This window comes from Novosphingobium capsulatum NBRC 12533 (genome assembly GCF_001598375.1).
GTDB classification, from domain to species: Bacteria; Pseudomonadota; Alphaproteobacteria; order Sphingomonadales; family Sphingomonadaceae; genus Novosphingobium; species Novosphingobium capsulatum.
In genome coordinates, this window is sequence record NZ_BCYV01000031.1 from 1 (window position 1) to 22,696 (window position 22,696).

General features: G+C 65.0%; 23 protein-coding genes, 1 tRNA gene and 1 pseudogene. 11 read left to right on the forward strand and 14 right to left on the reverse strand.

Translation table 11 applies throughout. The annotated features are described in order from the left end of the window. Positions 1–50: 50 nt before the first annotated feature. Both SCA01S_RS20055 and aroC read right to left on the reverse strand, forming a co-directional pair. Complete coding sequence (locus SCA01S_RS20055; RefSeq protein WP_054130826.1) at positions 51–332, reverse strand: hypothetical protein; 282 nt, start codon at positions 330–332, stop codon at positions 51–53. A gap of 112 nt (positions 333–444) precedes the next feature. Beyond that, positions 445–1,536: a chorismate synthase gene (gene aroC / locus SCA01S_RS20060; protein WP_062788507.1), complete on the reverse strand. Its 1,092-nt coding sequence runs from the start codon at positions 1,534–1,536 to the stop codon at positions 445–447. 76 nt (positions 1,537–1,612) lie between these two features. Between aroC and SCA01S_RS20065 the strand changes: the two genes are divergently transcribed. Both SCA01S_RS20065 and SCA01S_RS20070 read left to right on the forward strand, forming a co-directional pair. Beyond that, on the forward strand, positions 1,613–1,924 hold the full coding sequence (locus SCA01S_RS20065; protein ID WP_054130825.1) for an antibiotic biosynthesis monooxygenase family protein: 312 nt from the start codon (positions 1,613–1,615) through the stop codon (positions 1,922–1,924). Next, positions 1,921–2,274 carry an arsenate reductase gene (locus SCA01S_RS20070; protein WP_022676640.1) on the forward strand — a complete coding sequence of 118 codons (354 nt, stop codon included), beginning with the start codon at positions 1,921–1,923 and terminating at the stop codon, positions 2,272–2,274. Before SCA01S_RS20065 ends, SCA01S_RS20070 begins: the two co-directional genes overlap by 4 nt. A gap of 1 nt (position 2,275) precedes the next feature. Here the strand turns inward: SCA01S_RS20070 and ubiG are convergent, their stop codons facing one another. After that, complete coding sequence (gene ubiG / locus SCA01S_RS20075) at positions 2,276–3,016, reverse strand: bifunctional 2-polyprenyl-6-hydroxyphenol methylase/3-demethylubiquinol 3-O-methyltransferase UbiG (protein WP_022676639.1); 741 nt, start codon at positions 3,014–3,016, stop codon at positions 2,276–2,278. An 88-nt stretch (positions 3,017–3,104) separates the two neighbouring features. Here ubiG and SCA01S_RS20080 point away from each other — a divergent pair, with 88 nt between their 5' ends. Next, positions 3,105–4,361: an aspartate kinase gene (locus SCA01S_RS20080; protein WP_028657945.1), complete on the forward strand. Its 1,257-nt coding sequence runs from the start codon at positions 3,105–3,107 to the stop codon at positions 4,359–4,361. A gap of 75 nt (positions 4,362–4,436) precedes the next feature. Here SCA01S_RS20080 and msrA read toward each other — a convergent pair whose 3' ends face one another. Further along, positions 4,437–4,994 carry a peptide-methionine (S)-S-oxide reductase MsrA gene (gene msrA, locus SCA01S_RS20085; protein ID WP_022676637.1) on the reverse strand — a complete coding sequence of 186 codons (558 nt, stop codon included), beginning with the start codon at positions 4,992–4,994 and terminating at the stop codon, positions 4,437–4,439. Between the two features lie 139 nt (positions 4,995–5,133). Here msrA and aguB point away from each other — a divergent pair, with 139 nt between their 5' ends. The 3 genes from aguB to SCA01S_RS20100 all read left to right on the forward strand — a co-directional run bounded on the left by aguB (position 5,134) and on the right by SCA01S_RS20100 (position 6,615). Continuing rightward, a complete protein-coding gene (aguB, locus tag SCA01S_RS20090; RefSeq protein ID WP_022676636.1) occupies positions 5,134–5,988 on the forward strand; it encodes an N-carbamoylputrescine amidase in 855 nt (284 codons plus the stop codon). Positions 5,989–5,994: 6 nt separating this feature from the next. Continuing rightward, entirely contained in the window at positions 5,995–6,507 is a 513-nt protein-coding gene (folK, locus tag SCA01S_RS20095; RefSeq protein WP_022676635.1) for a 2-amino-4-hydroxy-6-hydroxymethyldihydropteridine diphosphokinase, read from the forward strand. A gap of 32 nt (positions 6,508–6,539) precedes the next feature. Next, positions 6,540–6,615 (forward strand) — tRNA-Lys (locus tag SCA01S_RS20100). Positions 6,616–6,702: 87 nt separating this feature from the next. Here SCA01S_RS20100 and SCA01S_RS20105 read toward each other — a convergent pair. The 4 genes from SCA01S_RS20105 to SCA01S_RS20120 form a co-directional block, all read right to left on the reverse strand. Continuing rightward, complete coding sequence (locus SCA01S_RS20105) at positions 6,703–6,933, reverse strand: hypothetical protein (protein ID WP_022676634.1); 231 nt, start codon at positions 6,931–6,933, stop codon at positions 6,703–6,705. 229 nt (positions 6,934–7,162) lie between these two features. Continuing rightward, positions 7,163–7,417, reverse strand: coding sequence for a translation initiation factor IF-1 (gene infA / locus SCA01S_RS20110; protein WP_022676633.1), 255 nt, complete (start codon positions 7,415–7,417; stop codon positions 7,163–7,165). A 4-nt stretch (positions 7,418–7,421) separates the two neighbouring features. Then, entirely contained in the window at positions 7,422–7,628 is a 207-nt protein-coding gene (locus tag SCA01S_RS20115; protein WP_028657943.1) for a cold-shock protein, read from the reverse strand. 312 nt (positions 7,629–7,940) lie between these two features. After that, on the reverse strand, positions 7,941–8,915 hold the full coding sequence (locus tag SCA01S_RS20120) for an NAD(P)H-dependent flavin oxidoreductase (RefSeq protein ID WP_062788509.1): 975 nt from the start codon (positions 8,913–8,915) through the stop codon (positions 7,941–7,943). 184 nt (positions 8,916–9,099) lie between these two features. Between SCA01S_RS20120 and SCA01S_RS20125 the strand changes: the two genes are divergently transcribed. After that, positions 9,100–9,471, forward strand: coding sequence for a c-type cytochrome (locus tag SCA01S_RS20125; RefSeq protein WP_054130819.1), 372 nt, complete (start codon positions 9,100–9,102; stop codon positions 9,469–9,471). A gap of 213 nt (positions 9,472–9,684) precedes the next feature. On the opposite strand, the gene SCA01S_RS20130 is transcribed toward SCA01S_RS20125, so the two are convergent. Beyond that, positions 9,685–11,100: a porin gene (locus tag SCA01S_RS20130; RefSeq protein ID WP_174544817.1), complete on the reverse strand. Its 1,416-nt coding sequence runs from the start codon at positions 11,098–11,100 to the stop codon at positions 9,685–9,687. Positions 11,101–11,399: 299 nt separating this feature from the next. Next, positions 11,400–12,380 (reverse strand): annotated as a pseudogene (locus SCA01S_RS20135) (PQQ-dependent catabolism-associated beta-propeller protein); the annotation flags it as partial. A 166-nt stretch (positions 12,381–12,546) separates the two neighbouring features. On the opposite strand from SCA01S_RS20135, the gene pedF reads away from it, so the two are divergent. The 4 genes from pedF (at position 12,547) to SCA01S_RS20155 (ending at position 16,741) form a co-directional block, all read left to right on the forward strand. Then, on the forward strand, positions 12,547–12,984 hold the full coding sequence (gene pedF / locus SCA01S_RS20140; protein WP_022676627.1) for a cytochrome c-550 PedF: 438 nt from the start codon (positions 12,547–12,549) through the stop codon (positions 12,982–12,984). Between the two features lie 4 nt (positions 12,985–12,988). Continuing rightward, positions 12,989–13,840, forward strand: coding sequence for a substrate-binding periplasmic protein (locus tag SCA01S_RS20145; RefSeq protein WP_062788513.1), 852 nt, complete (start codon positions 12,989–12,991; stop codon positions 13,838–13,840). Between the two features lie 307 nt (positions 13,841–14,147). After that, positions 14,148–15,914 (forward strand): methanol/ethanol family PQQ-dependent dehydrogenase, encoded by a 1,767-nt coding sequence (locus tag SCA01S_RS20150; protein WP_028657938.1) that lies wholly within the window; start codon positions 14,148–14,150, stop codon positions 15,912–15,914. 179 nt (positions 15,915–16,093) lie between these two features. Beyond that, a complete protein-coding gene (locus SCA01S_RS20155) occupies positions 16,094–16,741 on the forward strand; it encodes a response regulator (RefSeq protein ID WP_084391152.1) in 648 nt (215 codons plus the stop codon). A 259-nt stretch (positions 16,742–17,000) separates the two neighbouring features. On the opposite strand, the gene SCA01S_RS20160 is transcribed toward SCA01S_RS20155, so the two are convergent. From SCA01S_RS20160 to adh, 4 genes are all read right to left on the reverse strand, one after another. Further along, positions 17,001–19,268, reverse strand: coding sequence for a hybrid sensor histidine kinase/response regulator (locus SCA01S_RS20160; protein ID WP_084391153.1), 2,268 nt, complete (start codon positions 19,266–19,268; stop codon positions 17,001–17,003). Continuing rightward, a complete protein-coding gene (locus tag SCA01S_RS20165) occupies positions 19,265–20,440 on the reverse strand; it encodes an FIST N-terminal domain-containing protein (RefSeq protein WP_062788516.1) in 1,176 nt (391 codons plus the stop codon). The genes SCA01S_RS20160 and SCA01S_RS20165 overlap by 4 nt, the downstream gene beginning before the upstream one ends. Positions 20,441–20,574: 134 nt before the next feature. Then, a complete protein-coding gene (locus SCA01S_RS20170; RefSeq protein ID WP_062788533.1) occupies positions 20,575–20,970 on the reverse strand; it encodes a DUF779 domain-containing protein in 396 nt (131 codons plus the stop codon). A 99-nt stretch (positions 20,971–21,069) separates the two neighbouring features. Next, positions 21,070–22,590 carry an aldehyde dehydrogenase gene (gene adh, locus SCA01S_RS20175; protein ID WP_062788517.1) on the reverse strand — a complete coding sequence of 507 codons (1,521 nt, stop codon included), beginning with the start codon at positions 22,588–22,590 and terminating at the stop codon, positions 21,070–21,072. Positions 22,591–22,696: the final 106 nt, after the last annotated feature.

A 22,696-nucleotide genomic window follows, 5' to 3' on the forward strand; every position in this document is an offset into this window, starting at 1 on the left:
GTGTCGGTACACGCCGCCCGCCTGAATGTGGTCAGGTTTGCGATCCGCGCTTAGCGGCAGATGCGCACGCGTTCGTGGTGGCGCCACACGATGCGGCAATCGCGGGCATAGCCATGGCGCTCCCACCGGCGGTGTTCCCAGCGACGGCTTTCCCAGCCGCGACGATCACCGCGATGGTCCCAGCCGCGGTTGTTCCAGCCCCGATTGTCCCAGCCGCGGTGATCTCCGCGGTGGCTGTGCTCCCAACCTTGCGGATGCGCCTGCGCGGCAGCGGGGGTAAGCAGCGCGGCGGCCAGGGCCACGCCAGCGATCTTGGTCAGTTTGGCTAGCATCGTGTTCTTCCTGCGTTAGGTCCTCAACGTAGGAAAAAACGTCTGCGCCTTTCAGGATGTTCCCAGTCTGAATGGATCGTATCGGGAGCGTACAGACTTCGCCTGGACCCGTTCAGCCACACTGGCCGCGATGCAGCAGCTTCTGGTCGGCCAGAACCAGCGCCATCATCGCTTCTACCACCGGCACGCCGCGAATGCCCACGCACGGGTCGTGACGGCCCTTGGTGAACAGGTCGGTCGCCTCGCCGTCGCGGGTGATCGTGGGCATGGGGGTTAGGATCGAGGACGTTGGCTTGAACGCCACGCGCACTGTCACCGGCTGGCCGGTGGAAATGCCCCCGGCAATGCCGCCGGCATGGTTGGCCAGGAATTCCGGGCCAGTCACGCGGGTGGGGTTGCCGCCATCGCTGCGCGGGCGCATCGGATCGGCATTGCCTTCGCCGGTATTGGCGGCCGCAGCAAAGCCATCGCCGATTTCTACGCCTTTGACCGCGTTGATGCCCATCATCGCATGGGCGAGTTCGGCGTCCAGCTTGGCATAGAGCGGCGCGCCCCAGCCGGCGGGCACGCCCGTGGCCACGCATTCCACCACCGCGCCCAGCGAAGAGCCGGCCTTGCGCGCCTTGTCCACCAGGGCTTCCCAGCGCGCGGCGGCCTGGGCATCGGGGCAGAAGAACGGGTTCTGGCCGATCTGCGCGGCATCGAAATGGGCCATGTCGATGGCATCGCCACCGATCGCGCTCACCCAGGCCAGGATCGTCACTTCCGGGATCACCAGCCGCGCCACGCCGCCCGCCGCCACGCGCGCCGCAGTTTCGCGCGCGGACGATCGCCCGCCGCCGCGATAGTCGCGAAAGCCATACTTGGCGTCATAGGCATAGTCGGCATGGCCGGGGCGATAGGCCTTGGCTACCTCGGAATAGTCCTTGGAGCGCTGGTCGGTGTTCTCGATCATCAGGCTGATCGGGGTGCCGGTGGTGCGCCCTTCGAACACGCCCGACAGGATCTTCACCTGGTCGGGCTCGTTGCGCTGGGTGGTAAAGCGCGACTGGCCCGGACGGCGCGCGTCCAGATAGGGCTGGATCATCCCTTCATCGATCGCCACCCCCGGCGGGCAGCCATCCACCACGGCGCCCAGCGCCGGCCCATGGCTTTCCCCCCAGGTGGTGAAGCGGAACAGGTGTCCGAAGGAATTGATGCTCATGGCGCCCGGCTCTGTCTTATGGCGCGGGAAATGTCCACTGGTCGATGGCCGCGCGGCGCACTAAGGCGCTTGGCCCATGTACCTCGTCGTCTTCCGCAACCGCAAGCATGCCGGCATCGATGCCGCCGCTTACGCCGCCGATGCCCAGGCGATGGAAGACCTGGCGCGTCGCCAGCCCGGCTTCCGCAGCTTCAAATCCTATGTCGCCGACGATGGCGAAGTGATCGCCCTGTCGGAATGGGACAGTGAAGCGGCGGCACGTGCCTGGCGCACCCAGGCCGATCACGCGCAGGTGCAAGGTCGCGGCCGGTCTGATTACTACGAAAGCTATACCCTGTTCGCCGGCACCCCCAGCCGCATCCACCATTTCGAGAGGACCAAGGCATGAGCCTGACCGTCTATGGCATCCCCAACTGCGACACCGTGAAAAAGGCGCGCACCTGGCTTGATGGGCAGGGGCTGGCCTACACCTTCCACGATTACAAGAAGCAGGGCGCCGATGCAGGCCAGGTGGCGCGCTGGGTGGCGCAGGCCGGGCTGGACAAGGTGCTCAACAAGGCCGGCACCACGTTCCGCAAGCTGCCCGAGGAAGACAAGGCCGACCTTACCACCGCCAAGGCCGTGGCCCTGATGGTGGCGCAGCCCTCGCTGATCAAGCGGCCGATCGTGGAGCATCCCGGCGGCCTGCTTGTGGGCTTCAAGCAGGCCGAATGGGAAGCTGCGCTGAGCCCTATGTGACTCAGGCCGGCGTGACCGTGACGATATAGTTGAGCGCCAGATCGTCTGACAGGTGCAGGCCCTTGGCCGGGTTCCAGGCGATGCCTTGCGGGTTGCCCATCTTGAGGCCGGCGGCGTCGAGCAGGTCGTGCAGTTCCAGCGGGGTGATGAAATCGTCCCAGTGGTGCGTGCCGCGCGGTACCATGCCCAGGCGCTCGGCCGCCTCGATCATCAACAGGCGCGAGGCGGGGGTGCGGTTGGGGGTGGACAGCACCATCAACCCGCCTTGGCTCAGCGTTGCTGCCAGCGCCGCCACGAAGGCGGGCTTGTCGGCCACATGCTCGATCACTTCCATCGAGGTGACGAGGTCGAACCCGGCCAGGCCAAGGTCCGCCAGTTCGCCATGGCGATAGTCGATCGCCAGGCCGGCTCCCTCGGCATGGGCGCGCGCGGCCGCGATGTTTTCCGCCGCTGCATCCACTGCGGTGACATCCGCGCCCATGCGGCACAGCGGCTCTGCCAAGAGGCCCGCGCCACAGCCCACATCGAGCGCGCGCTTGCCCGCCAGGGGGCGCAAGGCGCGGGGATCGGCGCCGAAATGCGTATCGATCGCGGCGCGGATGAAGGCCAGGCGCACGGGATTGAGGCGATGGAGCATGGCCGATTGGCCCTTCGGATCCCACCAGTCGGCCGCCAACTTGCCGAAATGGGCGGCTTCTTCCGGGCGGATGGTCTGCGCGTTCAAGGATGTTGCATTGCTCATGCCACCTCCCTAAAGCGCCGCTTTCGCATGGTCCATGGGCTATGCGGGCAAGATTCTTTCTTTTGGCAGGTGGACAGGAGCACAAGCGTTGGCCCGGATCGTGATGAAATTCGGCGGCACCTCGATGGCCGGAACCGAGCGAATCCGCCGCGTCGCGCGGATCGTGCAGCGCCAGCAGGCCGCCGGCCATGAAGTGGCGGTGGTGGTTTCGGCCATGGCCGGGGAAACCGATCGCCTGGTCAACTTCTGCCGCGAAGCCAGCGCGCTCTATGATCCGGCGGAATACGATGTGGTGGTGGCCAGCGGCGAGCAGGTGACCTCGGGCCTTCTGGCCATGCATCTCCAGGCGCTGGGCTGCAAGGCGCGCTCGTGGCTGGGCTGGCAATTGCCGGTGCGCACCGACGATGCTTTCTCCAAGGCGCGCATCGAAGGCATCGATTCGGCCGAACTGCTGGCCAGCATGGGCGCGGGCGAAATCGCCGTGATCCCCGGCTTCCAGGGGCTGACCGAGAGCAACCGCATCACCACGCTGGGCCGTGGCGGATCGGATACCTCTGCCGTGGCCGTGGCCGCCGCGATCGGCGCCGACCGCTGCGATATCTATACCGACGTGGACGGGGTCTATACCACCGACCCGCGCATCGTGGCCAAGGCGCGCAAGCTCAAGGCCGTGACGTACGAAGAAATGCTGGAACTGGCCTCGGTCGGTTCCAAGGTCCTGCAAACCCGCTCCGTCTCGCTTGCGATGAAGGAGAACGTGCGGGTGCAGGTGTTGTCATCCTTCATCGACGACGATGCGCCGGCCGCCGACACCATCCCCGGCACGATGATCGTCGCGGACGAGGAACTGGAAGGGTACGAAATGGAACGCCAGCTGATCACCGGCATCGCCGCCGACAAGAACGAGGCCAAGGTCACTCTCACGCGGATCGCGGATCGCCCCGGCGCCGTCGCCTCGATCTTTGCCCCGCTGGCCGAAGCCAACATCAACGTCGACATGATCATCCAGAACATCGCCAAGGACAAGGGCGAGACGGATGTGACTTTCACCTGCCCGCAGGCCGACCTTGCCCGCACCCAGGCCCTGCTGGAAGAGCGCAAGGACCAGATCGGCTGGTATCGCCTGATCGCCGACAGCAAGGTGGCTAAGGTTTCGGTGGTCGGCGTGGGCATGCGCAGCCACGCCGGCGTCGCCAGCACGATGTTCAAGTCGCTGGCCGATCGCGGCATCAATATCCAGGCTATCTCGACCAGCGAAATCAAGGTTTCGGTGCTGATCGATGCCGACGAGGTGGAACTGGCCGTGCGCATCCTGCACACCGCCTACGGCCTCGACGCCCAGTAACCCGCTAAAAACTAGCCCCCTCCTCTTCAGAGGAGGGGGTTGGGGGTGGTGGAAACCTTCCTCCACCCTACGCGATTACCCTTTCACCTTCGCAGCAAAGCTCTTGCGCAGTTTCATCAGCTTGGGCGGGATCACCGCCAGGCAATAGGGATTGCGCTGGCCTTCGCCTTCCCAATACTCCTGATGGTAATCCTCGGCCGGATACCACGGGGCGACCGGCTCGATGCTGGTGACGATCGGCGCATCGCGCTCGGCCTGCGCGCGGGCGATCCCGGCCTTGGCTTCCTCTTCCTGCGCGGCATCAAGCGGAAACAACGCCGAGCGGTACTGCGTGCCCACGTCGTTGCCCTGGCGGTTGAGCTGCGTCGGATCGTGGGTGGCAAAGAAGATGTCGAGCAGCTGGCTGTAGTCGATCACGGCGGGATCGAACGTCACGCGAATCGCTTCGGCATGGCCGGTCGTGCCGCTGCACACCTGCTTGTAGGTGGGATTTTCGGTTACGCCGCCGATATAGCCGCTTTCCACGTTGGAAACGCCGATAACATCGCGGAACACCGCTTCGGTGCACCAGAAGCAGCCACCGGCCAGAATGGCCTGGTTGGCGGCGGAGGGGGTGGCGGAGGACGTCGCCATTGCGGGGGAACCCTTTCTGCAAGATTTGCCGCCCAGATAGGAACGGGCAGGGCGCCTGTCATCCTCTGGCGCGCGAATTGCCCGCTGGGGTACCCCGCTGTCGTTGAATTGACACGCCCGAGGGCATAGATGCACGGCCATGACCCAGCTTTCCGTGGCCGCGCTCCAGCTTGCGCTCAACTCGCCCGACGCGGCAGACAATATCGCCGCCGTTTCCGCCCTGGTGGAACAGGCTGCCGCGCAAGGCGCGCAGGTGGTGCTGCCGCCCGAGCTGTTTGCCGGCCCCTATTTCTGCGTGACCGAGGACGAGGCGCGCTTTGCCCTGGCCCATCCGCTCGACCAGGACCCGTCGGTCAAGGCGATGCAGAAGCTGGCCAAGGGCCTGGGCATTGCCATCCCCACCAGCTTTTTCGAGCGGGAAGGGCCACACTACTACAATACCCTGGCGATGATCGGCGCCGATGGCGAAATCATGGGCACCTATCGCAAGAGCCACATTCCCGATGGCCCGGGTTATGAGGAAAAGTACTATTTCCGCCCCGGCAACACCGGGTTCAAGGTGTGGGACGTGTTCGGCACGCGCATCGGCGTGGGTGTGTGCTGGGACCAATGGTATCCCGAATGCGCGCGCGCCATGGCGCTGATGGGCGCGCAGGTGCTGTTCTATCCCACCGCGATCGGTAGCGAGCCCTATGACGCCGAGCTCGACACCAGCCGCGTGTGGCGCCGCGCCATGCTCGGCCATGCCGCATCCAACTGCATGCCGGTGGTCGCTGCAAACCGCATCGGCGTGGAGGAAAACGACCAGGCGTTCTACGGGCACAGCTTCATCGCCAACGAATGGGGCGATTTCCTGGCGGAATATGGTGCGGCGGAAACCGGCGTGCTGGCCGCCACGCTCGATCTTGATGCCGCCGCGCGGCACCGCGCCGGCATGGGCTTCTTCCGCGATCGCCGCCCACAGCTTTATACCCGCCTGTCGCAGGATATCTGATCGGGCATGCCCGCCACCGCGCCGCACCGCTATCTGATCGCCCTGGGCTCCAACGTGCGCCACCCGCGCCACGGTGCCCCGGCGCAGGTGCTGCGCGCGGCGGCGCGCGCGCTCGATGATGCGGGGTTGGCGCTGCAGGCTTTCTCGCCGATCATCGCCAGCGCACCGCTCGGCCCGTCGCGGCGGCGCTATGCCAATGCCTGCGCGGTGATCGCCACCCGGCTCGATCCGGCGCAGCTACTGGCCCGGTTGCAAAGCCTCGAACACCGCTTCGGCCGCGTGCGGCGTGGCGCTCCCTGGCGGGCGCGCACGCTTGATCTCGATATCGTGCTGTGGTCGGGCGGCGCCCTGGCCGATATTCACGCCAACCTGGTCATTCCCCACCCCGCATTCCGCCAGCGCCCGTTCGTGATCGGCCCGGCGCTGCACGTCGCCCGCGATTGGCGCGACCCACTCACAGGTTTGGCGACAAAACACCTGGCTTCCCGCTTGACCCGCCGCCGCCCCGCCCCTAGGTGAGCGCACCAACCAAGCGCCAAGCCGCGCCTCGGGGGCCCTTAGCTCAGTCGGTAGAGCAACTGACTTTTAATCAGTAGGTCGCTGGTTCGAACCCAGCAGGGCTCACCATTTCGGTTGCGTCGGAAAATGTGGAGATGCGGGCGAGGATCGCTCGGAGGATGATCGGCCTTTGTCGCAGGCCGACCGGCGCACAGTTCAGATCGGGAAATCCGTAGGCGCCTGCTCAAGGTCGAGCGGGGCATCAGCCAGCTTTTGGGCGTCATTGGCGGCCTTGGCCGCGGCGGTCTTGCCAGCGCGGTCGGCCAGGGCTTGCCAGGCGGCCTGGGAGCGCAGGTATTTGTCGCGCTGGTTGGCCAGGCCGCTGTCGCTGGCAGCCTTGGCGCTGAGGGCAACCTGCCTGAGGTAGAAGTCCTGTACTTCGGACATGGTCTTTTCCTTCGGGCGAGGTTGCCGGTTTGGCGTTCAGCCTACCATCTGGGCGACGATGTCGCGCAGTTGCTGCCGGCTCAACCCACAAGGGGCAGGTTGCGGGCGCTGGGCGCCGCGCGGAGAGGGCAGGGGGTAGGTGGTATGCAGATTGGAAGTAGAGAACGTATATTGCGTATTCATGATAGTCCCGGGCGCCTGTTTGGCGCCTTTTATAATTGTTGGGCGTCTACCGCCGTTTGCGCATGGCGGCCGGGCCGCCTGCAATCTTTTCACGATAGACGATACGACCCTTGGTAAGGTCGTAGGGGGTCATCTCGACCCGGACCCGGTCGCCGACGATCGAGCGGATGCGGAATTTGCGCATCTTGCCCGCGGTGTAGGCGATGATCCGGTGATCGTTTTCCAGAAGGACGCCGAAGCGTCCATCTGGAAGGATCTCGTCGATTTGGCCTTCAAGGGTCAGGAGATCCTCTTTGGCCATGGGCTTAAACCGACTGAAGGTTGACCGCTGCTTCCTTGCCGCGGCGATCGGTTTCCAGTTCGAAGCGGACGCGCTGGTCCTTGGACAGCGTGGCCATGCCCGAGCGCTCAACGGCGCTGATGTGGACGAAGCTGTCTGCGCCGCCGCCATCGGGGGCGATGAAGCCATAGCCCTTGTCGGTATTGAAGAACTTTACGGTGCCGGTCAGCATGGGTGTTTCCTTTTCACGAAACAGGGGATCCCGCCAGCAACAGCGCTGGCGGAGCTTGTAGCGAGAGAAAGGAAGGATCGGCTTGCCCGTATGAATGACGCGCTTGGCGCCAGGCGTGAGCTTCAAAATCCGTCGCAGGCGACGTTAGCAAAGCAGCATATGGCAAAGGAACAGCGATTTGTCAATGTCGGTGCCACGCCTGGCAAACTACTTGGCGCCTGCCAAGTAATACCGGCGGTTTTGTAGCGGTGCCGGGCTGCATTTCATCGCGAACAGCCCGGCCCACGCCGCTCAGACGATTCGCCTGCCGGTTCAATCGGCCAGCATGCCGGCCAGGCGCGCGGTGATGATCGCCTTGGCGTCACTCATGATGCGGTCCACCAGTTCTGCCACGGTCGGCACATCGTGGATCAGGCCCTGGACCATGCCCGCCGTCCAGATGCCGTGTTCGGGATCGCCCGAGATCAGCCCCTCGCGCCCGCGCGCGCCCTTTACCAGATGCGCAATCGCCTCGAACGGCTTGCCCTCGCGCTCGATCCGCACGGCTTCTTCGGCCACGCTGTTGCGTGCCACGCGTGCGGTGTTGCGATAGCTGCGGAACAGAAGGGCAGTGGCGCGTTCGTCGTTGGCCACGATCGCCTGCTTGATGCCGTCGTGGATCGGCGCTTCCTGCGTGGCGCAGAACCGCGTGCCCATGTTGATGCCTTCGGCGCCCAGGGCCAGCGCAGCGGCGAGGCCGCGCCCATCGCCAAACCCGCCCGAGGCAATGATCGGAATCTTCACCTTGTCGGCCGTGGCGGGAATCAGGATCAGGCCAGGCACGTCGTCCTCGCCAGGGTGGCCGGCGCATTCGAAGCCGTCGATCGAAATGGCGTCCACGCCCATGCGCTCTGCCGAAAGCGCGTGGCGCACCGCCGTGCACTTGTGGATCACCTTGACCCCGGCCGCCTTGAATGCGGCGACGTGTTCATCGGGGCGATAGCCGGCGGTTTCCACCGCAGTGATCCCGCTTTCGATGATTGCCTGGCGATATTCGGCATAGGGCGGCGGGGTGATCGCCGGCAGGATCGTCAGGTTCACGCCAAAGGGTTTGTCGGTCATCGTGCGGCAGCGCGCGATTTCCTTGACCAGCGCTTCGGGCGTGGGTTGGGTCAACGCGGTGAGAAAGCCCAGCGCGCCGGCATTGGCCACCGCAGCTACCAGTTCGGCCGTGCCCACCCATTGCATGCCGCCCTGGGCGATCGGGTGTTCCACGCCGAACAGTTCGGTAAAGCGGGTCTTGATCATGGCGGCAGGCAATCCTCTTGGCATGTTTGCCGGGCAATCTGCCAGCCTTGCGGCACCCTTGTCAATTAACCAACCAACTAAAGGGGGCTTGTGGAAACGGCGGCGCGCTCGGCCAATAGTCCAATATCGGCATGGCCGGCATCATGGCAGGGCTGGTGCAAACAGACTGTGGAGTGGAGGAGTTATGTCGAAACGCCTGATTGCCCCGGCACTTGCTGCCGCGTTCCTGATCGCTGGCAGCGCCCATGCCGCCCCGCCGCCGGCCCCGGCCAGCTGGGCCCGCTGCGCCATATGCCATGACAACACCAAGGGCGGCCCCAACAAGATCGGGCCCAACCTCTATGGCGTGGTCGGCAAGAAAGCCGGCACGCACGCGGCCAACTTCCGCTATTCCGACGGCCTCAAGAAATCGGGCCTGACGTGGAACGCCGCCACGCTCGACAAGTGGATCGAAAACCCCCGCGCGCTGGTGCCGGGCACGATGATGTCGTTCCCGGGCCTCAAGGACCCGGCCAAGCGGGCTGAACTGGTCGGCTATCTCACCAGCCTCAAGTAAACGTCGCCTTTCCGGGTCGCAACCGGACCGGGCCGGGTAGCAAGCTGCTACCCGGCCTTTTTCGTGCGCATCGTCAGAAGAAAAGCGGGGCGGAAAAAGGGACGGGCACAAAAAAGGCCGGACAGGCCCGGGGAACTGGGCTGTCCGGCCAATGTCCCGGCGCCTGGAGAGCAAGCGCCGGGGCGGTGATGATCGGTACCGGGTAAAGGCCGATCAGAAGAAGAGGATGCCGCCCAGGGCTACGGTGTCGGACTTGGCGCTGTTGCCATTGTGGGCCTGGGCCTTGGCCGAGACATATTCGCCGATCAGGGTGACCCAGCTGGTCAGGCCATAGCGGACCTGGCCGACATAGCTGCTGTTCTTCTTGACCAGCGTGGGCGTGGTGGCAGCGTCGACCGCGTTGGCAAAGTCGAGCCGGCTTTCGCCATAGCTGCCGCCGACCGAGACTTTGCCGAACGTGGCCAGGGCCTGCGCATAGAAGCCGTGGCTGTCGCGGGCATGGCCCAGACCATCGCTGTCGAGCAGGTTGAGCACCGTGGTGCCCAGGCCCTGCGCGGTGTAGTAATAGCCCACCGCCGTAACCGGGCCGACCGTCAGCTTGGCGCCCACGTCGAGTCCCTTGCCGGTGTAGCTATAGGCGCTGGCCACGGTATCGTGCTTTTGCGTAATGCCCGATAGCCACAGGTGCGCGCCCACGGGGCCCAGCTTGCCATCATAGGTCAGCTTGGCCTGGAAGCCGGGGCTGCCGTTCTGTTCGGCCGGGCCGGTGAGCGAGCTCAACGGCTGGAACACGCCAAATGCCGCCTTGAAGCCCGAGAAGCCGGGCGTGGTATAGGTAATCTGCGGCTGGAAATCGGTGTAGATATAGCCCGATCCGATACGGCCCAGCGTGGTGTTGGCGGGCGCCACGTTGCCACCGGGCGCGCCGGACGAGAGCAGCGTTATATCGTTGAGAATGGCGTCAGAGCCGAACAGGCCGATATCGCGGCCGATCTTGATTTCGCCAAAGCCGGCGCGGCCAAACGTGAGATAGGTCTGGCGGAAATCGATGCCCGAGGTGGCGAGCGCGGTGGGCTGGCCGCCGTTGTTGGCGCCCAGCGTGCCCCATGCAGCGCTGTTGATGCCCGGATACATGCCAAAGTGCGCGCCCACATCCCAGCCGCCCTGGTGCGTGGTGGCTTCCACCTTGAGGAAGCCCGGCAGCAGGCCGTTGCGCACCGAAGAGGTGCTGTTGCCGCCGACATTGGCGATGCCACCGGCCACTGCCGTGTGGGCCGAGGGCGACTGCGGATTGTCGTGCACGTAAAAGCCGTTGACCGAGCCCGAGAAGCTGAGCGTTACATCGCCCACTTCCAGGCCGACGCCGCTGGCGGTGCGGCGCACGAAGCGGTCGCTGTCAGGTGCGGCAGCGGCGGCTACCGGTGCCGCAGCAGGTGCCGGCGCGGCATTTTCGGCTTCGTCTTCGCGCAGCAGCTGCTGGTATTCCTCGTCAGAGAGGATGCCCTTCTCATGCAGTCGCTTGAGCAGCGCGGCCGATGTGCCGGCCATGGCGGGCGCGGCGCCCAACGTCATCCCAAGCGCGGTTGTCGCGGCGAGCAAAACGCGCGCCAGCCCCTTTTTTGCCTTCATTGGTCCATCCCCTGCCATCGTTTTCTTGCCCCAAAGGGCAGGCAGAACGATGCGCCGGGGCGGCCCGCAGCGAAATTGGACTATGGTTCTCGTTCCAAGGAACTACGCAAGTTTGCGGTATTTGCGGTACAAAATCCTCCCCCACGCCCGTGGGGGAGGTGCCAGCCCGCAGGGCTGGCGGAGGGGGCTGGTAGAATTTCGCGCAGAGGCGCTGAGGCGCAGAGAAAATAGAATCTCTGCGCCTCAGCGCCTCTGCGCGAACCCCATCTCTGTTTCAGTTGACGGGAAAGGCAGGGCCTTCAATCCCCCACCACGGCCCCCCAGGGCGCCACGCCTGCCGGCACCGTAGCAATGGTCTGCCCCGCCACCAGGTCCACCACCGAAACATCGTTCGACAGGCCGTTGGCCGTATAGGCCCGCGTACCATCGGCGTTGAGCGCCAGGTGCCACACGCGCTTGCCCACCGGAATCGTGGTCTTGACCGTGTGGCTCGCCACATCGATCAAGGCGATACGATCGGCCCGGCCGAGCGCGACCACGGCCGTCTTGCCATCGGGGGTGAAGCGGATGCCGCAGGGCATGATCTTGTAATCGGCCACGCCGGGAATCGCGAAGTGGATCGTGGCCGTGATCGCGCGCGTCTGCGGATCGGCGATCTGCACCACGCCGCCCACTTCGGCCGCGATCCACAGCTGCTTGCCATCGGCGGTAAATTCCACGTGGCGCGGGCGCTTTTCGGTTTCCATGGTGGACACCACCGCATGGCTGGCCAGGTCGATCCAGCTGACCGCGTTGTCTTCTTCCGAGGTCACGACCAGCCACTTGCCGTCCGGGCTTTGCGCAATGCCTTCCGGCTCCTTGCCAACCGAAACCTGGAACGCCACGCGCCCGCTGGCGAGGTCGATCGCGCTGACGGCAGCATCGTTTTCGTTGGCCACGAACACGGTCTTGCCATCCTGGCTCAGGAAGAACTGTTCCGGATCCTGTCCCGCGCCGATTTCGCGCAGGATCTTGCCGGTCTGTCGGTCGATCACTTTGACCGCGTTATCGTTGCTGACGCAGACCAGCACGAAGCGCCCGTCCTTTGACAGGGTGATGCCGCGCGGGCGTTCGCCCACTGGCCAGGTGGCAAGGGACTTGCCACTCGCGCCGTCGATCACGCTGATCGAATTGCCGCGTTCGTTGCTGACATAGACGGTCTGCGCCTGCGCGGTGGCGAGCGGCAGCAGGGCGGCAATAGCGGCGAGCGCCGCGCGAGCAGTCAAACGCATGGGGCAGGATCCTCTTCCGTCATACGCACCTTAGGCGGCGCCTGCCCGCCTGGGCATTCGACCAAAGGTCAATTTCTCCCATGGCTTGCATGGTTCATCACCATCCGCAGTGTCACGGAGCTTGCCAAGCCCAAGATTCGTGCCAGACCATAAAACTGGGAAAGGGAATGACGCGATGAAGTTCACCGGACGACTGGCGCTCTGCGCGGCAGCCGGGGTTTTTACCCTTGCCGGCGCCACGCATCTCCTGGCCCACGGCGATGTGACGCCGCAGCCCGTCGATACCACGGCGCTGCCCGATATCCAGCCCAACAACGACACCTGGTTGCAGCACAATCCCTATCGCGGCAATGCCAAGGCGATCGAGATCGGCCATCACGCCTATGCCCAGAACTGCGCGCGCTGCCACGGCATCGATGCCATTTCCGGCGGTATCGCGCCCGATCTGCGTTACCTGGAACTGGGCGATTCCGGCGATGAATGGTTCGTTCAGCGCTATCACCATGGGTCGGTGCGCGACGGCAAGGTCTATATGCCGCCGATGGGCGAGATCCTGGGCCAGAAGGCCGGCTGGGCCATCCGCGCCTGGCTTGAAACCGTGCACGAGGAATAAGCCGGTGGCTGTCACGCGCCGCACCCTGCTGGCTGGCCTTGCCGCTGCTGCCGTCCTGCCCCGCGCGGTGGAGGCAGCCCCTCTGGCCAAGGTCAAGGCCAACGGCATGCTGCGCGTGGCGATCTACCAGGACAACGCGCCATGGTCGTGGGACGAGGGCGGCCAGATCAAGGGCATCGATGCCGATCTCGGTCGCGCCCTGGCTGCAGCACTCGGCGTGAAAGCCGATCTGGCGATCTTCCCGGCCGGCGAAAGCGTCGAAGACGATCTGCGCAATGCGGTGTGGCGTGGCGGGCTGCTGGGGTTCCAGGCGGCCGATGTGATGCTGCATGTGCCGTTCGATCCAGCCTTTGCTGCCGCGCAAGACCAGGTGGCGATCGTCGCACCTTATGTGCGGGAACGCTTCGGCCTGGCCTGCGCCACCGGCAAGGGCCTGGAATGCGAAGGTATTCCCGTCTCGTTCAAGGGGCACAAGCTGGCTGTGGAAGTGGCCACGATCCCCGATTACTATCTGATGGGCCAATTTGGCGGCGCGCTCGCCAAGGATGTGGCACATTATCCCAATGGCGTGTCGGCGGTTTCAGCCCTGGTCAAGGGCGATGCTGATGCCGCCATGGCGACCACGGCTCAGCTCGAATACGGACTCAAAGGCCATGCCAGCGGCTTTGCCCGGCGCAAGGGGCCCTTGCCGATGATGACCAGCCCCGGCTGGGACGTTGGCATGGCGGTCAAGGAATCCAGCCGCACGCTGGGTGATGCCTTGGAAGAGATCGTGGGCCAGATGCAGAAAGACGGCCGCCTGGCCGCGCTGTGCCAGCCCTATGGCGTGAACTGGCAGGCGCCGCTGGCGGGTTGAGGCCCACCCCTCCGTCAGGCCTACGGCCTGCCACCTCCCCACCATGTGGGGAGGATACGAGATCCTCCCTGGCGCGCAGCGGCGGGGAGGGGGACCGCGCGCGCAGCGCGTGGTGGAGGGGCAATTGTTGCGCAGCAAACCTAGTGCCAAGGTCCAATTGTAGCCCGCGCACGATGGAATAGGTTCCCAGATGTCAGGTGGGCGGGGCAGGGGGCACCGGCCGCAGCAAACCACCATCCGCCCCCCATAATCAGCGCAACGTGATCAGCCCGCACGAGAGGCTGCACGATCAATCGGAGGTGTGATGATGAAGGGATTTTTCAAGGCGACTGCAGCCTGTGTGCTGGCCATCGCCATGGCCGCTCCTGCGCTGGCCGATGGCGCGCCCGCTGCGGGCCCTGGCGATGCCGACCTGATGGCCGATGCCACCACCACGGGTGACGTGCTGACCTATGGCATGGGGCCGCAGGCGCACCGCTTCAGCCCGCTCACGCAGATCAACACCGCCAACGTCGCCAAGATGGTGCCTGCCTTTGCCGCTTCGCTCGGCGGGGAAAAGCAGCGCGGCCAGGAATCGCAGCCGATCGTCTATGACGGCATGATCTATGTGACCGGCTCCTATTCGCGCGTCTTTGCGTTCGATGCGCGCACCGGTGAAAAGCAGTGGGAATACGATGCCCGCCTGCCCGACGGCATCATGCCCTGCTGCGACGTGGTCAACCGCGGCGCGGCAATCTATGGCGACAAGATCATCTTCGGCACGCTGGATGCGCACGTCGTGGCACTCAACCGCAAAACCGGCAAGGTCATCTGGAACAAGACTGTGGCCGATTACCAGGCCGGCTACAGCCAGACCGCCGCGCCGCTGATCGTCAAGGGCCTGGTCATCACCGGGGTATCGGGCGGTGAATTCGGCGCGGTCGGCGTGGTCGAGGCGCGCGACGTGAACACCGGCGAACTGGTGTGGAGCCGCCCGGTGATCGAAGGCCACATGGGCACTCTGCGTGGCCAGCCCAACGGCATGACCGGCAAGCTCAACGCCACCTGGCCGGGTGACTTGTGGAAGACCGGCGGCGGCGCCACCTGGCTTGGCGGCACCTATGACCCGGAAACCAACCTGATCTTCTTCGGCACCGGCAACCCGGCGCCGTGGAACAGCCACCTGCGCCAGGGTGACAACCTCTACACCGCCTCGACGCTGGCGATTAACCCCGACAACGGCCAGATCGTCTGGCACTATCAGACCACGCCGCACGATGGCTGGGACTTTGATGGGGTCAACGAATTCATTCCGTTCGATGCCACCGTCAACGGCAAGGCGATGAAGCTGGGTGCCAAGGCCGATCGCAACGGCTATTTCTTCGTGCTCGATCGCACCAACGGCAAGTTCATCAGCGCCAGCAAGTTCGTCATGCAGACGACCTGGGCCAACGGCTTCAACGCCAAGACCGGCCGTCCCAACTACATCGACGACAATCGTCCCGGCGCGCCTGACATGGCCGGCGGCAGCGAGGCCAAGGGCAAGACCGTGTTCGCCAGCCCTTCGTTCCTGGGTGGCAAGAACTGGATGCCGATGGCCTATTCCGACCAGACCGGCCTGTTCTACATCCCGTCGAACGATTGGGGCATGGACATCTGGAACACGCCGATCGCCTACAAGAAGGGCGCGGCCTATCTCGGCGCCAGCTTCACGATCAAGCCGATTGCCGAAGATCACATCGGCGCCCTGCGCGCGATGGACCCCAAGACCGGCAAGATTGTGTGGGAATACAAGAACAAGGCGCCGCTGTGGGGCGGGGTGATGAGCACCGCTGGCGGCCTGGTCTTTACCGGTACGCCGGAAGGCTATCTCAAGGCCTTCGACGCCAAGACCGGCCAGGAGTTGTGGAAGTTCAACACCGGCTCGGGCGTGGTTGGTTCGCCGATCACCTGGGAACAGGACGGCGAACAGTATGTCGCCGTGATGTCGGGCTGGGGCGGCGCCGTGCCGCTGTGGGGTGGCGAGGTCGCCAAGACCTTCAAGGAAATCAGCCAGGGCGGCGCGCTCTGGGTGTTCAAGCTGCCCAAGTCATGATGGGTCGGGGCGGAAGCTGGGGGGCTTCCCGCCCCTTGCCCTTCACCGGGGTGCTGGCAACAGCGCCCCGGGCCGTTGTGGGGCCCGCTGTGGAAGGCGGCGGGTCCCGCACACCCTTGCGGGTGCGGACCGCGCCTTCCCCCTCTTGCTTTTCCGCGCGGCCGGCCGATAGTGCCGCCATGGCCAACGCCACGCCCGAACGCATCCTGGTTGTCGATGATCACCCGCTGGTGCGGGACGGGTTGCGCAGCCTGCTTGCCGTTACGTTCGAGCATTGCGACATCCTGGAAGCGGCAGGTGTCGAAGAAGCCTGCGCCGTGCTCGCCAGCCATGGCGATTGTGATCTGGTCCTGCTCGATCTCAACATGCCCGATGCCACGCGCCTGTCGGGCCTGGTGCAACTGCGCGAAGCATTTCCTATGGTGCCGGTGCTGATGGTCTCGGGCAGCTTTGACCGCGCCCTGGTGCAAGAGGCGCTCTCGGCCGGCGCGGCGGGTTTCCTGCCCAAGTCGATGAAGCGCGATGGCATCGTCAATGCGCTGCACATGGTCATGGCCGGCGAAATCTACATCCCCGATACCGGTCTGGAAGAAACGCCTGCCAGCGCCGAGGAAGCGCAGATCCGCACGCGGATCGACAGCCTCACGCCGCAGCAAAAGGTCGTGCTGCACCATCTCGTGCATGGCCGGCTCAACAAGCAGATCGCGCACGATCTCGATGTCTCGCTCACCACGGTCAAGGCCCACGTGTCGGCCATCCTGCAAAAGCTGGGCGTGTTCAGCCGCACCCAGGCCGTGATCCTGGCCAACCGCGTCCATTTCGATTGACGGCATGCGTGGATTTCCATCACCCCCCCGACCCCCTCCTCTGAAGAGGAGGGGGAGTTAAGGCATTGATCTGAAAAGCCCCATCCTCTTTAGAGGAGGGGGTTGGGGGCGGTGCGAAGCCTGAAACTACGGTCGCGCGCAGGGGCTTCGACAAGCTCAGCCCGAACGGATTTCAGAGGTAATTCAGAAACCTCCGTTCGCCCTGAGCTTGTCGAAGGGCCTGTCCTGAGCCTGTCGAAGGGTGCCACGCAACCCCGTTTCAGTGCATCATTGTCTGCAACAGCGCGCGCAACTGCGCCGGCTTTACCGGCTTGCCCAACAGCGGCAGTTTCTGCCCGGCCAGACGTTCCTTCAGTTCCTCGCTGCGATCGGCCGAAATGATAATCGCGGGCACGCTGCGGCCCAGGCTGGCGCGCACATCGTGCACGGCCTGGTCGCCGGTTTCGGCATGGTCGAGGTGAAAATCGGCAATGATCACATCGGGCGTTTCGGCGCCCAGCCGGTCGATCGCGGCCGGCCCGCTGCCGGCAACCAAGACCTGGCAGCCCCAGCCGGTCAACAGCGTTTCCATGCCCAGCTGGATCTGCGTTTCGTTGTCGATCACCAGGATGCGCCGGCCCTGGATGGCGCGATCGCGCACCGGCTTGGCCGTGGTGGGAGCAGTATCGGCCTGGCTTTCGCCCAAGGGCACGGTGATGGCAAAGCACGCGCCAGCGCCCGCGTCCGAGGTCAATTCCAGCGGATGCTGCAGCATGGCCGTGGCGCGGCGCACGATCGCCAGGCCCAGCCCTTTGCCGGGAATGCGGTGGCTGTTGTCGAGCCGGCGGAACTCTTCGAAAATGCGCTCCTGCTGGTCTTTGGGGATGCCCGGGCCGGTATCGGCCACGCTGACCCGCACCTGCTCCGGGGTGGGGCTGTCGGTCGTCACGCGCACGTGCCCGCTGCCGGTATAGCGGATGGCGTTGGACACCAGGTTCTGCAGGATGCGGCGCAGCAGGCGCGCGTCGCTGCGCACCCATACAGGCGCGGCTTCCACGGCAAACGTCAGGCCCGCCGCGTGCGCGGTCGGGGCAAATTCGGTCTGCAAGGTGCCGAGCAGGCCGGCCAGGTTCACATCGGTGAGGTTGGGGGTGATGGCGCCGGCATCGAGACGCGAGATTTCGAACAGGGTTTCCAGCAGGTCTTCCACCGAATTGAGCGAGGTGGAGGCCTGGTTGACCAGCGCGCGGGTGGGCAGGGCAAGCCGCCGCTCGGTCAGCGCAGCGATAAACAGCCGCGCCGCATTGAGCGGCTGGAGCAGGTCGTGGCTGGCGGCGGCAAGAAAGCTGGTCTTTGACCGGTTGGCCATTTCCGCGGCGGTCTTGGCTTCCAGCAGTTGGGCCTCGATCGCGCGACGCTCGGCCACTTCGGATGCCAGGCGGCGGTTGAGCGCGGTCAGCTCGGTGGTGCGCTCGGCCACGCGGCGTTCCAGCGTTTCGGCGGTATTCTGCAGGATCTGCCGGGCGGTGGTCGGCTCTGTCACATCCAGAAAGCCCACCACCATGCCGCCCAGCGCCGTAGCGGTGGTGCGCACTTCCCAGATGCGATCGCCCACCGTGGCCAAGCGGTTGCGCACCGTACCCTCGGCCTCGGTGCGCCAGGCCAGTGCGTCGGCCCCGTCCATCGCAAGGGTCTGGGCGCAGAAGCGCACCAGGTCTTCGTGGTTGCCGATCGCCGCGCTCGCGTCGCCGGCCAGGCCCAGCAGGCGTTGCAGGGCGCCGTTCCACGCCGTCAGGCGGCGGCCGGCATCGAACATGCACACGCCTTCCACCAGATTGTCGAGCAGGGCCTGCAACGCCAGGTTCTGTTCGGCCAGATCACGGGCGCGGGCGCGGGCATCCTCGGCCTTGGCCTCGGTAATGTCGGTATAGATGCCAACGATGCCGCCCTCGCTGGTGCGCAGCTCGTTGATCTGGATCCAGCGTCCGTCCGACAGGGCCTGGACATGCCCGCCCGATGCCACGGCATGGCGCGCCAGCCGGTCTGACACCCAGCGATCGGGCGCCGACAGCGCGCCGGCCGGACGGCGCTGCTGTGCCAGCAGGCTGATAATCTCGTGGAACGTGGGATTTTCCGGCAGCAGTTCGGCCACTTCGGGCCAGAACCCCATATAGGCCTCGTTGAACAGGACCAGGCGATCCTCGGCATCGAACAGGGCAAAGCCCTCGTTGATCGACTCAATCGCATCGCGCAGCCGCGTCTCGGCCGCTTCGGCATTGGCATGGGCCTGGGCCAGCTTGGCATTGACCGTGGCGAGTTCGCCCATGGCCTGTTCGAGCGCGCGGGTGCGATCGCGCACCAGTTGCTCCAGCGTGATCGCCCGCTCGAACATCGAAAAGGCCGAATGCGACAGGTCGGTCGATCGCTCCACCCGGTCGATCAGCGTGGCGTTGATCTTGCGCAGCTTGCGCAACTCGCCTTCCAGCCGCGCGATATGCTGCGCGGCATCCTCTGGCGCAGCCGTGGTAAAAGGCGCGCTATCCGTCATCGCCCGATCGCCAACCCGCTGAACGTCTGGTTGACATGCAGCGCATGGAACTGCTCGCCATAAGTGTTGAAGCCCACCACGCCGTTGCGGCGATAGATTTCTGAAATCGGCCGGCCCAGCTGGCGCCGCTCGGCATTGATGCGGTTGAGCACGCAGTCGAACGCGATGATGTGGTCGATTTCGCCCACCGCCTCGCGAATTTCCGCCATCGTCGCATTCAGGCTTTCCAGCTGGTCGACCGGCTCGCCCAAGGTCAGCACGATGCCTTCGTCGATCGCGCAATAGAACGTGAGGCTGCCGTCGGCATGCGCGGTCTGCACCGCACGCACATGATAATCTCCCCCGGCGCGTACCATCGGCGGGCAGGCGGCAAACAGCGCCATGTCGGGCTTGCGCATGTCGATCCCGCCATAGACCGTGCTGGCCAGGCGCAGGTATTCCTCGGCCGCCGGCTCGGCGTTGATTTCGGTTACGCGGCGGGCGCCGGCATCGGCTCCGGTCACCACCATCTTGACCGCGCCGGGCTTGTAGTGCTGGCGGCGGAACACGTGCAGCGGCCGCGTGGTCGACACGATCGCCACCACCGCGCCGGCTGCATGAAACATGCCATCGGAATAGATGCCGGTTTCCTTGAACATCAGCCCGTCGCCCGATGATCCCCCCACCAGCGGAATTTCGCCCAGGGCATCCTGCACGGTCATCGCCAGCAATTCCTCGCTGTGCGACAGGCCATCGACCAGGAACAGCGCGGCGTGGTTCACCTTGCGGCCCAAGGACTGGATTGAGAGGCGCTCGCTGCCCACTTCCGCGCGCGCCACCAGATCGCGCACTGCCGCCCGCGCAGCGCCGGCATCAAAGTGCGCCAGATCGTCAAAGCGGTGGCTGACCATGTGAAAGCTGTCGGCCGGAAATGCGATCAGGCTGATCGAATCCTCGTCATAACCGGCCTCGGTCAACTCGCCCGAACTGGTGCAGCCGATCATCGGAAACCGTTCCATCGACCAGCCGCGCGCGGCGCGCGCCAGCATTTCCCGGTCATAGCGGTGAGAACAGAACATCACGGCCCCCGCCAGATGTTCTGGCGCGATCGTTCGGCTGATCTGGGCAAAGGCCTCGAAAGGATCGGATGCATGGGATGAAGCCACGCCAACCTCGCAGGTGCGAATATCCAAGACCCTCTCCAATCGCCGCTATTGTCTTGTTATCGTTGCCTTCGCGCGCGCAGGGCGGCGATCAATGCAGGGTCACAATACAATGGTTCGGCCGCTATCGGAAAGGGCGGCGATACAAAAATATGATGGCTTGCTCAGGATTCTCCGCGCGGCGGTGGCCCACCTTCTTCCAGGGCCAGTGCCTCGGCATCGGTGAACAGCCGCGCATGGCCGAGAAAGCGAATACCTTCGGGCGTTTCCAACGACATGCCGGCGCCGCGCCCCGGCGCGACATCGATGGTCAGCTGGGTGTTCCGCGCATATTCGAACTGCGCCGCGCCGATCCACACCGGCACATCGCCGGCAATATGGCCCAGCAATACGTCCTGCCCGCCCACCTTGAACTCGCCGCGGGGATAACACATCGGCACCGATCCATCGCAGCAGCCGCCCGACTGGTGAAACATCAGCGGTCCGTGCATGGCCGTCAGCCGGGCAATCCATGCATCGGCTGCCGGTGTTGACATCACGCGGGGCGGAGGATCTGCCATGGCATCGCTGCTCCAAGCCAAGCGGGGCGGGCGCTTGTCGCACCCGCCCCGGAAAATGCGCCCCTGTTGTCCGCCGGGGGCGCCTTTCATCGCGGCGCCTCAGAAGAAGCCAAGCGCCTTGGTGCTGTAGCTGACCAGCAGGTTCTTGGTCTGCTGATAGTGATCTAGCATCATCTTGTGGGTTTCACGCCCGATGCCCGACTGCTTGTAGCCACCGAACGCGGCATGGGCAGGGTAGAGGTGGTAGCAGTTGGTCCACACGCGCCCGGCCTGGATTTCACGGCCGAAGCGATAGGCGCGGTTGCCGTTGCGGGTCCACACGCCGGCGCCCAGGCCGAACTGCGTGTCGTTGGCGATGGCCAGCGCCTCGGCTTCGTCCTTGAACGTGGTCACGGCCAGCACCGGGCCAAAGATTTCTTCCTGGAACACGCGCATCTTGTTGTGACCTTCCAGGATGGTCGGGGTCACGTAATAGCCATCGGCCAGGTCGCCCGAGAGCGTGGCGCGGCTGCCGCCGGTCAGCACCTTGGCGCCTTCACCCCGACCGATGTCGATGTACGAGAGGATCTTTTCCATCTGCTCTTGCGAGGCCTGCGCGCCGATCATCGTGGACGGATCGAGCGGGCTGCCCTGGCGGATCTTCTGCACACGGGCGACGGCGCGTTCCATGAACTTTTCATAGATCGATTCCTGCACCAGCGCGCGCGACGGGCAGGTGCACACTTCGCCCTGGTTCAGGCCGAACATGGCAAAGCCTTCGAGCACCTTGTCGAAATAGTCGTCGTCGGCGTCCATCACGTCGGCAAAGAAGATGTTCGGGCTCTTGCCGCCCAGTTCCAGCGTCACCGGGATCAGGTTTTCGCTGGCATACTGCATGATCAGCCGGCCGGTGGAGGTTTCGCCGGTAAAGGCGATCTTGGCGATGCGCTTGCTGGTGGCGAGCGGCTTGCCCGCTTCGATGCCAAAGCCGTTGACGATGTTGAGCGTGCCCTCGGGCAGGATGTCGGCGACCAGTTCGGCAAACACCAGGATCGACATCGGGGTCTGCTCGGCGGGCTTGAGCACCACGCAGTTGCCGGCGGCAAGGGCCGGGGCCAGCTTCCACGCGGCCATCAGCAGCGGGAAGTTCCACGGAATGATCTGGCCGACCACGCCCAGCGGTTCGTGATAGTGATAGGCCACGGTGTCGTGGTCGATTTCGCCCAGGGTGCCTTCCTGGCTGCGCACGCAGGCGGCAAAATAGCGGAAGTGGTCGATTGCCAGCGGCACGTCGGCGGCGGTCGTCTCACGGATCGGCTTGCCGTTGTCGATGGTTTCGACCATTGCCAGCAGGTCGAGGTTGTCCTCCATCCGCTGCGCCACCTTGAGCAGGATATTGGCGCGATCAGCCGGCGAGGTGCGGCCCCAGGCTTCGCGTGCCTTGTGCGCGGCATCAAGCGCCAGTTCGATATCTTCGGCTGTGCCGCGCGCCACCTGGCACACCGGCTTGCCGGTTACGGGCGAGACGTTGTCGAAGTACTGGCCGCGAACCGGCGCGACCCACTTGCCTCCGATGAAGTTGTCGAACTTGGCCTTGATCGGGCTTTGGGCCGAAAACTTGGTCATGGCTTCCTGCAACATGGGGCCTCTCCTTGCATATGCTTTAAGGCGAATGACGTGTGAAACGGTGGCATGCTATGCGACCTGCCACGAAGCCCTGCGGCCCGTTCCGTGTTCTGGCCGAGAA

What these genes read in the sequence shown, in the direction of transcription:
- msrA (WP_022676637.1), bottom strand. Translation starts at nt 4,994, where the DNA reads ATGGCGACGTCCTCCGCCACCCCCTCCGCCGCCAACCAGGCCATTCTG.
- SCA01S_RS20065 (WP_054130825.1), top strand. Translation starts at nt 1,613, where the DNA reads ATGTACCTCGTCGTCTTCCGCAACCGCAAGCATGCCGGCATCGATGCC.
- pedF (WP_022676627.1), top strand. Translation starts at nt 12,547, where the DNA reads ATGAAGTTCACCGGACGACTGGCGCTCTGCGCGGCAGCCGGGGTTTTT.
- SCA01S_RS20160 (WP_084391153.1), bottom strand. Translation starts at nt 19,268, where the DNA reads ATGACGGATAGCGCGCCTTTTACCACGGCTGCGCCAGAGGATGCCGCG.
- aguB (WP_022676636.1), top strand. Translation starts at nt 5,134, where the DNA reads ATGACCCAGCTTTCCGTGGCCGCGCTCCAGCTTGCGCTCAACTCGCCC.
- SCA01S_RS20170 (WP_062788533.1), bottom strand. Translation starts at nt 20,970, where the DNA reads ATGGCAGATCCTCCGCCCCGCGTGATGTCAACACCGGCAGCCGATGCA.
- SCA01S_RS20105 (WP_022676634.1), bottom strand. Translation starts at nt 6,933, where the DNA reads ATGTCCGAAGTACAGGACTTCTACCTCAGGCAGGTTGCCCTCAGCGCC.
- SCA01S_RS20055 (WP_054130826.1), bottom strand. Translation starts at nt 332, where the DNA reads ATGCTAGCCAAACTGACCAAGATCGCTGGCGTGGCCCTGGCCGCCGCG.
- folK (WP_022676635.1), top strand. Translation starts at nt 5,995, where the DNA reads ATGCCCGCCACCGCGCCGCACCGCTATCTGATCGCCCTGGGCTCCAAC.
- SCA01S_RS20155 (WP_084391152.1), top strand. Translation starts at nt 16,094, where the DNA reads ATGGCCAACGCCACGCCCGAACGCATCCTGGTTGTCGATGATCACCCG.
- SCA01S_RS20120 (WP_062788509.1), bottom strand. Translation starts at nt 8,915, where the DNA reads ATGATCAAGACCCGCTTTACCGAACTGTTCGGCGTGGAACACCCGATC.
- SCA01S_RS20150 (WP_028657938.1), top strand. Translation starts at nt 14,148, where the DNA reads ATGAAGGGATTTTTCAAGGCGACTGCAGCCTGTGTGCTGGCCATCGCC.
- SCA01S_RS20115 (WP_028657943.1), bottom strand. Translation starts at nt 7,628, where the DNA reads ATGCTGACCGGCACCGTAAAGTTCTTCAATACCGACAAGGGCTATGGC.
- ubiG (WP_022676639.1), bottom strand. Translation starts at nt 3,016, where the DNA reads ATGAGCAATGCAACATCCTTGAACGCGCAGACCATCCGCCCGGAAGAA.
- SCA01S_RS20130 (WP_174544817.1), bottom strand. Translation starts at nt 11,100, where the DNA reads ATGAAGGCAAAAAAGGGGCTGGCGCGCGTTTTGCTCGCCGCGACAACC.
- aroC (WP_062788507.1), bottom strand. Translation starts at nt 1,536, where the DNA reads ATGAGCATCAATTCCTTCGGACACCTGTTCCGCTTCACCACCTGGGGG.
- SCA01S_RS20070 (WP_022676640.1), top strand. Translation starts at nt 1,921, where the DNA reads ATGAGCCTGACCGTCTATGGCATCCCCAACTGCGACACCGTGAAAAAG.
- SCA01S_RS20125 (WP_054130819.1), top strand. Translation starts at nt 9,100, where the DNA reads ATGTCGAAACGCCTGATTGCCCCGGCACTTGCTGCCGCGTTCCTGATC.
- adh (WP_062788517.1), bottom strand. Translation starts at nt 22,590, where the DNA reads ATGTTGCAGGAAGCCATGACCAAGTTTTCGGCCCAAAGCCCGATCAAG.
- infA (WP_022676633.1), bottom strand. Translation starts at nt 7,417, where the DNA reads ATGGCCAAAGAGGATCTCCTGACCCTTGAAGGCCAAATCGACGAGATC.